The sequence below is a fragment of the Mesorhizobium sp. M0715 genome (genome assembly GCF_040320355.1).
In the GTDB taxonomy this organism is placed as follows: domain Bacteria; phylum Pseudomonadota; class Alphaproteobacteria; order Rhizobiales; family Rhizobiaceae; genus Mesorhizobium.
In genome coordinates this window covers 151,883-165,395 of the sequence record NZ_JAMYPL010000008.1, presented here as the reverse complement: position 1 = coordinate 165,395, position 13,513 = coordinate 151,883, and the positions used below count along the sequence as shown (strand labels likewise).

Genomic DNA, 13,513 nt, shown 5'->3' with positions numbered 1-13,513 from the left:
TGGTTTCCGAGAGTTCCATGTCCGACAAGGTCGTCACCCGTTTTGCCCCCTCGCCCACCGGCTATCTGCACATAGGCGGCGCGCGCACGGCGCTGTTCAACTGGCTGTATGCAAAGCACACTGGCGGCACGATGCTGCTGCGCATCGAAGACACCGACCGTGAACGCTCCAATGAAGCCGCGACGGCTGCCATCCTCGACGGGCTTTCCTGGCTTGGCCTGAGCTGGGACGGCGAGCCGGTGTCACAGTTCGAGCGTGCGCCGCGCCACCGCGAGGTGGCTGAGGAGCTCGTGCGCATGGGCATGGCCTATTATTGCTATGCCACGCCAGCCGAACTGGAGGCCATGCGCGAGGCTGCCAGAGCCAAGGGGCTGCCGCCCCGCTATGACGGCCGCTGGCGCGACCGCGACCCCTCAGAGGCGCCCGCAGGCGCCAAGGGCGCCATCCGCATCAAGGCGCCGACCGAAGGCGAGACCATCGTTCATGACCGTGTCCAGGGCGACGTGCGCTTTCCCAACAAGGATCTCGACGACTTCATCATCCTGCGTTCGGACGGCAATCCCACTTACATGCATGCCGTCGTCGTCGACGATCATGACATGGCCGTCACCCACATCATTCGCGGCGATGATCATCTGACCAATGCCGCCCGCCAGACCGTCATCTACAACGCCATGGGCTGGGACGTGCCGTCCATGTCGCATATCCCGCTGATCCACGGCGCCGATGGCGCCAAGCTGTCGAAGCGGCACGGCGCGCTTGGCGTCGAGGCCTATCGCGCCATGGGCTACCTGCCGGAGGCGCTGCTCAACTACCTGGCGCGCCTCGGCTGGAGCCATGGCGACGACGAGATCATGTCGATCAAGGATATGATCTCGTGGTTCGATATCGGCGACGTCAACAAGGGCGCGGCGCGCTTCGACTTCGCCAAACTGGAAGCGATCAACGGCGCGCATATGCGCCGCATGAGCGATGCCGAGCTGTTCGATATCTTCATCGCCACCCTGCCCCATCTCGAAGGTGGCCCGGCGATCGCCGCGCGCCTGAACGACAGCACCAAGGCGCAGTTGCTGGCAGCGCTTCCGGGCCTGAAGGAGCGCGCCAAGACACTGGTCGAGCTCGTCGATGGCGCGGCCTTCCTGTTCGCCACGCGCCCCCTGCCGATCGACGACAAGGCGGCCCTTCTGCTTACCGACGATGCCCGCAAGATCCTGCGCAGTGCTCACGAAGCTTTGAACGGGCTTGCGAGTGACTGGACAGCCGCCTCGGCGGAGGCGGCGATCCGCGAGGTGGCAGCGGGCGGCAGTCACAAGCTCGGCGCGGTGGCCCAGCCTTTGCGCGCTGCGTTGACCGGTAAAAGCACCTCGCCGGGCGTGTTCGATGTGCTCGCCGTGCTCGGCCGCGAGGAAAGCCTGGCGCGCATCTCAGATCAAATCGATTAGGAGCAAACTGGCCCAAGAAGATTGGCATTGAAAGGCGGGTTTCGCAGTGCAACATTAGGCCTTGGCCCAATCTGGCACGCACCTCCTGAAATGCGGTGGCGAATACGCGCATTGCGGTGATTTTCGACGTGTCGCTCTGCAGAATTTTGCCTTTGCCGGCATGAGGAAACAAGAAGGAGTTTGCAATGACCGAAGCTGCGAAAAAAATGGATTTGGGCGGCAAGACCCAGGAGGCCACGGCAACGCTTGCATTCGCCGGCAAGACCCATGAATTCAAGGTGCGAAGTGGTTCAGTCGGGCCTGATGTCATCGACATCGCCTCGCTCTACTCAACCACCGGCGCCTTCACTTACGATCCCGGCTTCACCTCGACGGCAAGCTGCGAGTCCGAAATCACCTTCATCGACGGCGACGCCGGCATCCTCCTGCACCGCGGCTATCCGATCGACCAGTTGGCCGAACATGGCGATTTCCTCGAGGTCTGCTATCTCCTGCTCTACGGTGAATTGCCGACCAAGGCGCAGAAGGACGACTTCGACTATCGCGTGACGCGCCACACCATGGTGCATGAGCAGATGTCGCGCTTTTTCACCGGCTTCCGCCGCGACGCGCATCCGATGGCGGTGATGTGCGGCGTGGTCGGCGCGCTGTCGGCCTTCTACCACGACTCCACCGACATCTCCGACCCCTACCAGCGCATGGTTGCCTCCATGCGGCTGATCGCCAAGATGCCGACGATCGCGGCGATGGCCTACAAATACCACATCGGCCAGCCGTTCATTTACCCGAAGAACGAGCTCAACTTCGCCGCCAACTTCCTGCACATGTGCTTTGCCGTGCCGTGCGAGGAATACAAGATCAACCCGGTGCTGGCGCGCGCCATGGAGCGCATCTTCATTTTGCACGCCGACCACGAGCAGAACGCCTCGACCTCGACCGTTCGTCTCGCCGGCTCGTCGGGCGCCAACCCGTTTGCGTGCATCGCCGCCGGTATAGCCTGCCTGTGGGGACCGGCGCATGGCGGCGCCAATGAAGCGGCGCTCAACATGCTTGGCGAGATCGGCCATGTCGATCATATCCCCGAATTCATCGCCCGCGCCAAGGACAAGGACGACCCGTTCCGCTTGATGGGCTTTGGCCACCGCGTCTACAAGAACTACGATCCGCGCGCCAAGATCATGCAGAAGACGGCACATGAGGTTCTGGGCGAGCTCGGCATCAAGGACGATCCGCTGCTCGACATCGCCATGGAGCTGGAAAAGATCGCGCTGACCGATTCCTATTTCATCGAGAAGAAGCTCTACCCGAATGTCGACTTCTATTCCGGCATCACGCTGAAGGCGCTGGGCTTTCCCACCACCATGTTCACCGTGCTGTTCGCGGTCGCCCGCACCGTCGGCTGGATCGCCCAGTGGAAAGAGATGATCGAGGATCCGCGCCAGAAGATCGGCCGCCCGCGTCAGCTCTATACCGGCGCACCCGAGCGTGACTACGTGCCGATCGCCAAGCGGTGAATTGGGAGTAGGGATTGGGGATTGGGGATTGGGCAGTAGGCAGTAGGCACGGTCAACTTCCCTACTCCCTACTGACTATTCCCTCTCTTGATATACCGCATCACCACCTGCGCGGCGATCTCGCCGGACGGTCTATCCGTCGCCATGCGCCGCGTGATCTCTGCAAATCCATTCTTCTGCCAGGCGCGCATGCCGCTGTCGGCGAACAGGGCTTCCAATTGCCGGGCCAGATTGTTCGGCTTGATGTAGCCGTCGTAGAATTCCGGAATAAGCGCTCGATCCGATATCAGATTGGGCAGCAGCGCCGACCAGACGGAAACGAGGTACGGCGCCAAGACGCGCGCGACCGGGTCGAGCCTGTAGCAGGAAATCATCGGCACGCCGGCCAGCGCCAGTTCCAGCGATACCGTCCCGGACGCGATCAGCGCCGCATCGGCTTTGCCGAAAGCCTGCCATTTGCGTTGGGGATCGACGATGATCTCAGGCTTTTCATCCCAGCGGTTGACGGAGGATTTGACGAGGTCGGCGACATGCGGAACGGTCGGCAGCAGCAGCCGTAGGCGGTGGCCACGCGCACGCAGAATCGACACCGTCTCGCCGAACGGGTCGAGCAGCCGCCGTACCTCGCCACGCCGCGAACCGGGCAGGACGAGCAGGGTCTTGACGCGATCAGGAGAAAGGTCGCGCGGCAGCTCCTGCGCCTTGGCTGCGGCCAGCAAGCCCGCATCGTGGGTCAGGCGATGCCCGACATAAGTGCCCGGTGGCCCGCCGAGCCGATCGAGCTCCTTGACCTCGAAAGGCAGGATGCAGAGGATGTGGTCGACATAGGGCTTCATCGCCACCGCCCTGCCCGGCCGCCACGCCCATACGCTCGGGCAGACATAGTGGATGATTGGAATCGACGGGTTGGCCGCACGCACCTTTTTGGCGACGCGCAACGAAAAGTCCGGACTGTCGATGGTGACAAGGCAGTCCGGCTTTTCGTCGGCAACGGTCTTGGCCAGTTGGCTGATCCGCCGTATCAGGCGCGGCAGGTCGCGCAGGACGGCACTGAACCCCATGAGGGCGATCTCACCGGCATCGAATGGCGAGACCAGTCCCAGCGCCTGCAAATGACGGCCGCCGAGGCCGACGAGTTGCACCTCGCGCCCGGCCGCCTGCCTGAGCGAGCGTACTATGTCGGCGCCGAGCAGGTCGCCGGACTCCTCTCCGGCAACGATCGCGATCTTCAATGCCCTGTCAGCCATTGCGCGGCTCCGTGGCGACAGGCAGGCCAAGGACGAACAGGCCGAGTGCATTGGCGCGTGCGATGGTTCCAGGACCTTCGAGGATCAGCGAGCGTCCCGCCTCGACGGCAATGCCGGCGAGCCCGGCCGCGTGCGCTGCCTCGACCGTCTGCGGACCGATGGATGGAAGATCGGCGCGCAGTTCCTGACCAGGCTTGGCGCACTTGACGAGGACGCCGCGGGTCTTGCCCGCAATACGGCCGTGGCCGCGCAGCAGCTTCGCACGATCAAGCAGGCCGGCTGTTCCTTCGATGCCTTCCAGCGCGATTGCCCGGCCGCCAACCGCGATCGCCGCCTGGCCGACATCCAGCGCCCCGATGGCCTTTGCTGCCGCAAGGCCCGCCTCAATATCACGCCAGTCCAATTTTCGCGGTTCGGCCTTGGTCAGCACGCCTTCGGCGGCGACAAGATTCGGCACTACTTCGTGGGCGCCAACGACCTTTATTCCACGCGCTTCGAGGCCCCGTGCCAAGATCTTTAGAAGACCATCATCGCCACGCGCGAGCGCCATGACGACCAAAGGAATCACCGCGAGCAGGCTGAGACTGGGGCGCAGCGCAAGCAATCGCGGCCGGCGCTTGATCTCGCCTGCAAGCACCAGATGGGTGATCCGGTGCCGCCGCAGCAATGGGACGAGCGAGCCTATACCTTCCAGAGCGAGGTTTTCGTGATCGTATCGGGAGAGTTCCGCGATGCGGTCGACTTCGCCTTCCATCAGGATGACGAAGGGCGGATAACCTTGTTCAGCCGAACCGGCCGCGACTTCGACCGGCAGACTGCCGCCGCCGGCAATGATGCCGACCCTGGAGCCCGGCGGAAGATCAAGACGCGCTGCCGCTGTCTCAGTCTTCGTCATCGACATCGTCGCCATCGCCGCCCTTGAGCGACGGCACAGCATAGTGCCGCTTGCCGCGACTGGTAATGAAATCGATGATCTTCATGGCGGTCGGCGACGACACGAACTCCGCCTTGGCGAATTCGATGTTCTCGCCAACGGTGCGGGAACGATCGAAGATCATCCTGTAAGCCTTGCGCAGCACAAGGATTTCGGACCTCGGCAGACCGGAGCGCTTGAGGCCGATGATGTTGAGACCGCGCAGGCTGGCGCGGTTACCGACCGCGATGGCAAAGGGGATGACATCGCCGACGATCGCGGAGCAACCGCCCAGAAAGGCGTTGTCGCCGATGCGGACGAACTGATGCACTGCGGTCAGGCCGCCGATATAGACATTGTTACCGACCTCGCAGTGGCCGCCCAGCGTTGCGCCATTGGCGAACGTCGCATTGTTGCCGACGACGCAATCATGGGCGATATGGGCGTAGGCAAGGAAATTGCCATTGTCGCCGACCGTGGTCTCGCCGCGGCTGGAATCCGTACCGAGATGCATGGTCACGCCTTCGCGGATCGTGCAGTTCCTGCCGATGACCAAGGTGGTTCGGCCGCCCTTGTGCTTGGTGTTTTGCGGCGGCGCGCCCAATGTCGCCATCGGGTAGACCTTGGTCGAGGCGCCGATCGACGTCGCGCCCATCACCGAGACATGACTGACCAGTTCGACGTCGTCGCCGATCACCACATCGGCCCCGACATGGCAGAACGGCCCGATGCGCGCGCCTTGGCCGATTTGGGCGCCTTCCTCGACAATGGAGGAAGCATGAATGGATGTTCTGATTTTCATAAGCACTCGATCGTCAGTCGCTGGTGACCATCATGGCTGAAATCTCGGCCTCGGCCGCCTTGGCGCCGTCGACCATGGCTTCACAAGCGAATTTGAGCAGGTTGCCGCGTTTCTTGATTTTCTTGACATAGATCTTCAACTGGTCGCCGGGAACGACCGGTTTGCGGAATTTGGCGTTGTCGATGGTCAGGAAATAGACCAGCGACGGCTTTTCGGTGCCCAGGCTGCGGATACAGATGGCGCCGGCCGTCTGCGCCATCGCCTCGACGATGAGCACACCCGGCATGACCGGCTGCTCAGGGAAATGGCCCTGAAAATGCGGCTCGTTTATGGTCACGTTCTTGATGCCGATGGCGGATTCGTCGCCATCGATGTCGACGATACGATCGATCATCAGGAACGGATAGCGGTGCGGCAGGAGCTTCATCAGCCCCATGATGTCGACCGCTTCCAGCGTCGTCGACGCGATCATGTCAGCCATTGCCTCCCTCGCCCTGTTTGCGGGTCCTGGCGAGCTTGCGCAGCATGGCTATCTCCCGCATGGCTTCCGCCATCGGCTGTGCCGGATAGCCGCCCCAGATCTCGCCTGCAGGGACATTGCTCATAAATCCACTTCTGGCGGCAAGCTTGGCCCCTGTCCCTATGGTCAGGTGATCCGCAAGCCCGACGCCGCCGCCCATGGTGACATTGTCACCCACGATCACAGAACCCGAAATACCCGAAAGCCCGGCTATTATGCAATTGCGGCCGATGCGGACGTTATGGGCGATCTGCACGAGATTGTCGATCTTGGTGCCCTGGCCGATGACCGTATCGGACATGGCGCCGCGATCGACGGTGGTGTTGGAGCCGATCTCGACGTCGTCCTGGATAACGACACGACCGATCTGCGGCACGCGCTCGGGCCCCTTGGCCCCGCCGACGAACCCAAAACCATCTTGGCCTATCCTGGCACCGCCATGAATGATGACGCGATTGCCGATCAAGGCATACTGGACGCTCGCGCCTGGACCGACATAGCCGTCGCGGCCGATCTGGCAGGATTGTCCGATGACCGCATTTGGGGCGATGACGGTACCGCTGCCGATCGAAGCGCCTGGCCCGATGACCGCGCCGGCCTCGATGACGGCACCGGCTTCGACATGCGCGGTCGCATCGACATGAGCGTGCGGCGAGACGCCGGTTTCACTGGTCATCGGCCCTGGTGTCGCCGCCCTCGGAAACAGCAGACGCCCGACAAACGCGAAGGCCTGTTGCGGACGCGGATGAACCAGAACGGCAACGCCGGCCGGCGCCTTGCCGGCAAATTCCGCCGGGCACAGGACCGCGGCTGCCCGCAGCGACGGCATCAGCGCGGAATTGCGCTTGCCGTCGACAAAGACGAGCGCATTCTCGCCGCCCTCGCTGGCTGGCGCGAGTGCTTCGATCGAAATATCTGAGTGGCCGGAATCGACGAGCACCGAGCCGGTCAGATTCGCGACTTCGCCCGCCGTATACCGGCGTGATGGCGCGAAGAACACCGGATCGGTCATTCCAGAAGCTATATCCAGCTAGGTCGGAACATTTCTCCCGGACCCTGAAGACCCGGGAGCATCGTTGGCCGCCGATCAGAAGCGGGTCGATATGCCGAAGTTGAATTCCTGCACGTCGTCGCGCGCTTCCTTCTTGACCGGGATCGCATAGTCGATACGGATCGGACCGAACGGCGACGCCCACATCAGGCCGAGGCCGACCGAGGCACGCAACTTCATGCCGACCGAGTCCTGGGTGACGCCAGCGGTGTCGACCTTGCTTCCATAGAGCGTTGCCGCATCCGCGAAGACAGCGCCACGCAAGCCGAAGCTTTCCGGTACGACCGGCAACGGAAACTGAGCTTCTGCGGACGCATTGAAATAGGTCGTGCCGCCGAGATGGTCGCCCGTAGCAATATCGACAGGACCGATGCCGCCATAGGCAAAGCCACGGATCATGCGATCGGTGCTCTGGAATTGATCGAAGATCCGCAGACCATCGCTGCCGTATCCTTCAACATGGCCAGCGCCACCTGAAATGAGCCCGACTAGGTCGTACTGCTCCGACAACGTCTGGTAGATGCTGCCGCGCCCCGTGACCTTCACGAACTTGGCATCACCGCCGAGGCCTGCGACTTCTACCGTCGTGGTGGCGTAGATACCCTCGTGCGGGCTCTTCATATCGTCGATGGTGTTGTAGACCAGCCCGAGGCTGACCGACGACTTGATCCAAGGGCTTTGTTCGATGCCATCCAGGATAGCCGTGGAAACGTCACACTTCGCCGGATCGTAAACGCCGCCGGTCACGCAATCGTCTTCCAGCTTATACTTTTCTTGCGAGATGTTGTACGCCAACTGGGTCGAGATGCTGTCGGTGATCGGCAGACCGAAGCGCACCGTCGCGCCCACAGTGTCGCTTTCGTAGTTGTCGTATTCCCTGGTCTGCTTGAAGATGTCGAAACCGGCAGCGATGCGCCGTCCGAGGAAATAAGGCTCGGTGAAGGACAGGCTGTAGTCGCGTGAATTCTTGCCGCCGCCCGCCGACAGCTTGATGAACTGGCCACGACCGAGGAAGTTGCGCTCGGTCACCGAGCCTTCGACCGACGGACCGGCCGTGTCGCCACCGGTCGAATAACCAGCGCCTACCGAGAACTCGCCGGTCGATTTCTCGACCACATCGACCACCAGAACGACCTGGTCAGGCTGCGAGCCCGGCACGGTCGAGATGTCGACTTTCTCAAAGTAATTCAAGTTTTCCAAACGCTTCTTCGCGCGCTGGATGAGCACCTGGTTGAAGGCATCGCCTTCGCTGACGTCGAACTCACGGCGAATGACATAGTCACGCGTGCGATCGTTGCCGCGGATCTCGATGCGTTCGATATAGGCCTTGGTGCCCTGGTCGATCGTATAGACAACCGAAATGGTGTGGTTCTCGAAATTGCGGTCGCCGCGCGGCGTGACCTGCGCGAAGGCATAGCCGGAACCGGCCACCTTCTCGGTCAGCGCGATGATGGAATCCTCTACGTTCTTGGCGTTGTAGACGTCACCCTTGTGGGTCTCGATCACCGATTCCAGCGACTTGCCGTCGACTTCAGGGATCGAGCTCTCGACGCTGACGTCACCGAACGTGTAGCGGTCGCCTTCCTGGACGGTGATGGTGACCGTGTACTTGTTCGTCGCACTGTCGAGTTCACCGACAGCGGACACGACCTGGAAGTCGGCATACCCATGATTGTAGTAAAAGCGACGCAGCAGCTCCTGGTCGGCGCGCAGCTTGTCGTCGTCATAGACGTCGTCGCGCAGGATGAAGGAAACCCAGGACGAACGCTTGGTGTTGATGATATCCGACAGGCGGCGGCTGGAATAGGCGCTATTGCCGACGAAATTGATCGCCGCGATCTGCGTGCGATCGCCTTCAGCGATGTTGAAGACAACATTTACGCGATTGTCGCCAAGCTGCATGACCTGCGTGGTCACGGTCACATCGTCGCGACCAATGCGCCTGTATGCAGCCTTGACCGATTCCACGTCGGCATCGAGCGTCGCCTGCGAGAACGTTCCGCGCGGCTTCAGCTGCACGGCCGCCGCAAGCGCATTGTCCTTGAGCTTCTTGTTGTTCTGGAACAGCACCTGGTTGACAACCTGGTACTCGGCAACCTTGACCACCAGCGTCGAGCCGACCTGGTTGATCTGCACGTCCGAAAACAGGCCTGTGCCGAAGAGCGCCTTGACCGCACCGTCGATATCGGAACTGGAGAAAGCCTTGCCCGGCTTGATGGTGATGTAATTGCGGATGGTCTCAGCGTCGATACGCTGATTGCCGCTCACTTCGACTCTGCTGACGACAGCGGCTTCAGCCGCCGATGTGGCAACGAACTGCACTGCGAGCGCGCCTGGCACGACCATGGCCGCGGACAGGGTCACCGCGGACGCGGCGCTTAGAAACTTGGATGCTGCCTTCATCGGGCTTAATAACCTTTTCTCGTAGTCCCCACGGCGAGAAAACCGGACGTGCGGTAATTTCCCCTACCGTATTAACCGGATTTTCCCTACACGCAAGGCTTCTGGTTAATTTGTATTTACTTAACCCTGCGGCGTGGCTTTCGCGTCACTCATATCCCCTTGCATGGTAAACGGCGTCTCAACATCGTCCATGCAGAAGCCAAATTTCTTCATGATTTCAGCACCCAAACAGATCGTTCCAAAAAACGAACCCCATGAAGCACAGCACCAGAAGCAACCCGGCCCGATAGGCCATTTCCATCATCCGTTCCGACACCGGACGGCGAATGACAGCCTCCACCCCGTAGAACAAGAGGTGACCGCCGTCGAGGGGGGGAATCGGCAAAAGGTTCAGAATTCCGATGCCAACGGATAGCAGTGCAACCAGCTGCACGAGCCATTCGAATCCCAGTTTCGCAGCCCTGCCCGCCATGTCGGCTATCTTCACCGGACCGCCCAGCTGACATTTGTCTTCGCGCCCGACAACAAAGCGCTGCAGGAACTGGCCGGTGCGCTGGATGACGTGACCGGTTTCCTCGACCGCCGCCGCGACCGCTCCGACCGGCGTGTAGGTGATGAGCCTCGGCTGGCCGAGTTCCTTGTTATTGACGACACCGATCACGGCGACCTTGACCTTGTTGCCGAGCGCGTCTTCCTGTTCCATCAGCCGCGGCGCCGCGGTCACAGTGACCTCCTGGCCGTCGCGCAGCATGACGAAGGTGATTGCGTCGTCGGCACGGCCCGAGACCAGGCGTTGAACGTCGCCAAAGGTTTCGACCTTGTTGCCGTCGACGCTGACGAATCGGTCGCCGGGAAGAATGCCGGCCTTCGCCGCCGGGCTGTCGGCGGTCACCTCGGCCACCATGGGCTCGGCGACATAGCGGCCATAGGCGGTGAACAGCACGGAAAAGACGACGATCGTCAGCAGGAAATTGAACAACGGTCCGGCCACCACCGTTGCCGCGCGCTTCCAGATCGGCTGCGTGTGGAAGGCGACCTTGCGCTCTTCCTCGGTCAGCGTTTCAATTTCTTCCGACGTGGGCTGGCTCGATGTGGCGTTCATGTCGCCGACGAATTTGACATAGCCGCCAAGCGGTATCGCACACAGTTTCCAGCGCGTGCCGTGGCTGTCGTTGAAGCCGAAAAGTTCCGGGCCGAAGCCGATCGAGAAGGCCCTGACACCGATGCCGCACCAGCGCCCGACAAGGTAATGGCCCATTTCATGGACGAACACGACCACTGTCAGCACGAAGAGGAATGGCACCAGCGTGCCCAGGACAAAGCCTTCTGTGCTGAAAAGCGCGTGAAGAATCTCGTTCAAGACAAACCCTCAAATTCTTCCACGGCGCAGACTGCGCCGTGACTGTGACACCAATCCGGGCGAATCCAAGGCGCACCGCGCATAGGACCCTGAAATGACATCGCTCAAACGGGAAACAGACCCTGCGCCGGATGATCGGCGTTCGCCGAAATCCAGCCGATGACGTATAGGGCGAATGCCGCTGCGACAAGCCCGTCGACACGATCCATGACGCCGCCATGGCCCGGGATGAGCGCCCCCGAATCCTTGCGGCCATGGCGGCGCTTGATCCAGGATTCGAACAGGTCGCCTGCCTGCGAGACAATCGACAGCACGAGCGCGACCAAGCCGAGCAATACCAGATTGCCGACACCGGCAGCTGCGGCGAGGACCAGCCCGGCGACGACGCCGCCGACAGCGCCGCCGAGTGCGCCGCTGCGCGTCTTGCCGGGCGAGATCGCCGGCGCCAGTTTCGGCCCCCCAACGGCGCGCCCCACGAAATAGGCAAGGATATCGGTGGCCCAGACGACCGCGAACAGGAACAGGATGGCAATGAGGCCTGAACGATCGCCATCCCGCAGCAAGGCGAGCGACAGGCCTGAAACCGCGGCATAGGCAAGGCCGCTCGCATCCCATTGTCCGGTCTTGCGAACCGAGGCGGCTATCGCCGTTGCGGCAACAATGGCCGCCACAAGCGGTAGCAGCCAGGAGGAGGCCAGGCCGCCAATCAAGGCGCCAATGAAGACAACCAGCAGTGCTTCCGGCAGGAAACCCAGACCCGTTGCCCCGGTTGGCCGCGACATGCGGGTCCATTCATAGAAGATCGCCGCTACGATCACGGCACACAGCAGCCGGAACGGCAAACCGCCGATCCAGGTCAAGCCGAGAGTGATGATGGCGAGCACGATCGCCGAAACGATACGGAGTTGAAGATTGCTCATCCCGCGGCCGGTCGCGAAGCGACGTCCTGGCCTCCAAGTCCGCCGAAACGGCGTTCGCGGCCAGCAAACTCACGCAAAGCTTCCGCAAGGTGCTCGCGGCTGAAGTCGGGCCAATAGCAAGGCAGGAAGACGAGTTCGCTATAGGCGGCTTGCCACAGAAGGAAGTTTGACAACCGAAGCTCGCCGCTGGTGCGGATGACGAGTTCCGGGTCGGGAATGCCTTGCGTATCAAGCGCGCCGGCAAAACTTTCGGCTGATATCGCCTCGGCGTCGAGTTCGCCACGCGCCACGGCCGCCGCAAGCTTTTGTGCCGTGCGAACGATTTCGTCTCGTCCGCCATAGTTGAAGGCGATCACCAGCGTCAGCGATTCGTTTGCGGCCGTCAGCGTTTCGGCCTCATCGAGCAGTCCCCTGATATCAGACTGCAGCCCTGCCCGGTCGCCGATGATTCTAACCCGCACACCGCTCTGGTGCAGTTCAGCAAGGTCACGGCGGATGAACATTTTCAAGAGGCCCATCAGGTCGCTGACCTCGGACTTCGGCCGCGACCAATTCTCCGACGAGAAAGCATAGACGGTCAGGTAGGAAATGCCGAGCCCAGGTGCCGCGCGCACCGTCTTGCGCAGCGCCTCGACACCGGCACGGTGGCCCGCAAGACGGGGCATGCCGCGCGCCTTGGCCCAGCGTCCGTTTCCGTCCATGATGATCGCGACATGCGCGGGCGTTGCCATGTTCTTGCTTTCGGGTCAGCCGGCGGCCATGACCCTAAACCTGCATGATTTCAGCTTCCTTATCGGAAAGCAGGTGGTCGATGTTGCTGATCGTCTCGTCGGTAAGTTTCTGGACCTGGTCCGAGCGCTTGCGCTGATCGTCTTCGCTGATGTCGCCGTCCTTCTCCGCCTTCTTCAGGAAGTCCATGCCGTCGCGGCGCACATGGCGCGCGGCGACACGGGCGTTCTCGGCGTAGGTGTGCGAGATCTTGACCAGTTCCTTGCGGCGCTGTTCGTTAAGTTCGGGAAGTGGAATCCTGAGGTTGGTGCCGTCTACGATCGGGTTGAACCCCAAATTGGATTCGCGGATCGCGCGGTCGACCGCGCCAACCATCGACTTGTCCCATACCGATACCGAGATCATGCGCGGCTCCGGCACCGAGACGTTGGCGACCTGATTGATCGGCATGGTGGTGCCGTAGGCCTGCACCTGGATCGCATCGAGCAGATTGCTGGAGGCGCGACCGGTCCGCAGCGAGGCCAGATCATGCTTGAACGCGGCAATGGCCCCATCCATGCGCCGCTTGAGATCGTCGTACTCACCACTCATCTTTATCTCCTCGACCGTCTA

At 61.9% G+C, this 13,513-nt stretch carries 12 protein-coding genes; 2 read left to right on the top strand and 10 right to left on the bottom strand.

The features are described 5' to 3' along the window. Positions 1–17: 17 nt before the first annotated feature. Together gltX and gltA are read left to right on the top strand one after the other, a co-directional pair. Complete coding sequence (gene gltX, locus NKI21_RS12765) at positions 18–1,442, top strand: glutamate--tRNA ligase (RefSeq protein WP_352865808.1); 1,425 nt, start codon at positions 18–20, stop codon at positions 1,440–1,442. A gap of 185 nt (positions 1,443–1,627) precedes the next feature. Then, a complete protein-coding gene (gltA, locus tag NKI21_RS12760; protein ID WP_027036654.1) occupies positions 1,628–2,956 on the top strand; it encodes a citrate synthase in 1,329 nt (442 codons plus the stop codon). Positions 2,957–3,024: 68 nt separating this feature from the next. Here the strand turns inward: gltA and lpxB are convergent, their stop codons facing one another. The 10 genes from lpxB to frr form a co-directional block, all read right to left on the bottom strand. After that, positions 3,025–4,203, bottom strand: coding sequence for a lipid-A-disaccharide synthase (gene lpxB, locus NKI21_RS12755; RefSeq protein ID WP_128303625.1), 1,179 nt, complete (start codon positions 4,201–4,203; stop codon positions 3,025–3,027). After that, on the bottom strand, positions 4,196–5,113 hold the full coding sequence (locus NKI21_RS12750; protein ID WP_352442398.1) for an LpxI family protein: 918 nt from the start codon (positions 5,111–5,113) through the stop codon (positions 4,196–4,198). The genes lpxB and NKI21_RS12750 overlap by 8 nt, the downstream gene beginning before the upstream one ends. Then, on the bottom strand, positions 5,085–5,918 hold the full coding sequence (gene lpxA / locus NKI21_RS12745; protein ID WP_352442397.1) for an acyl-ACP--UDP-N-acetylglucosamine O-acyltransferase: 834 nt from the start codon (positions 5,916–5,918) through the stop codon (positions 5,085–5,087). Before lpxA ends, NKI21_RS12750 begins: the two co-directional genes overlap by 29 nt. A gap of 13 nt (positions 5,919–5,931) precedes the next feature. Further along, positions 5,932–6,399, bottom strand: coding sequence for a 3-hydroxyacyl-ACP dehydratase FabZ (fabZ, locus tag NKI21_RS12740; protein ID WP_013531753.1), 468 nt, complete (start codon positions 6,397–6,399; stop codon positions 5,932–5,934). Continuing rightward, positions 6,392–7,450, bottom strand: coding sequence for a UDP-3-O-(3-hydroxymyristoyl)glucosamine N-acyltransferase (lpxD, locus tag NKI21_RS12735; protein ID WP_352442396.1), 1,059 nt, complete (start codon positions 7,448–7,450; stop codon positions 6,392–6,394). Before lpxD ends, fabZ begins: the two co-directional genes overlap by 8 nt. Positions 7,451–7,525: 75 nt before the next feature. After that, positions 7,526–9,892, bottom strand: a complete 2,367-nt coding sequence (gene bamA, locus NKI21_RS12730) for an outer membrane protein assembly factor BamA (RefSeq protein ID WP_352442395.1) — start codon at positions 9,890–9,892, stop codon at positions 7,526–7,528. A gap of 217 nt (positions 9,893–10,109) precedes the next feature. Continuing rightward, positions 10,110–11,252, bottom strand: coding sequence for an RIP metalloprotease RseP (rseP, locus tag NKI21_RS12725; protein ID WP_023812928.1), 1,143 nt, complete (start codon positions 11,250–11,252; stop codon positions 10,110–10,112). Between the two features lie 104 nt (positions 11,253–11,356). Continuing rightward, the gene (locus tag NKI21_RS12720) at positions 11,357–12,172 is read right to left on the bottom strand and encodes a phosphatidate cytidylyltransferase (protein ID WP_023812929.1); all 816 of its coding nucleotides are present in this window, start codon (positions 12,170–12,172) and stop codon (positions 11,357–11,359) included. Then, a complete protein-coding gene (locus NKI21_RS12715) occupies positions 12,169–12,903 on the bottom strand; it encodes an isoprenyl transferase (protein WP_023812930.1) in 735 nt (244 codons plus the stop codon). The genes NKI21_RS12720 and NKI21_RS12715 overlap by 4 nt, the downstream gene beginning before the upstream one ends. Before the next feature lie 34 nt (positions 12,904–12,937). After that, positions 12,938–13,492 carry a ribosome recycling factor gene (frr, locus tag NKI21_RS12710; protein WP_023812931.1) on the bottom strand — a complete coding sequence of 185 codons (555 nt, stop codon included), beginning with the start codon at positions 13,490–13,492 and terminating at the stop codon, positions 12,938–12,940. Positions 13,493–13,513 lie beyond the last annotated feature (21 nt).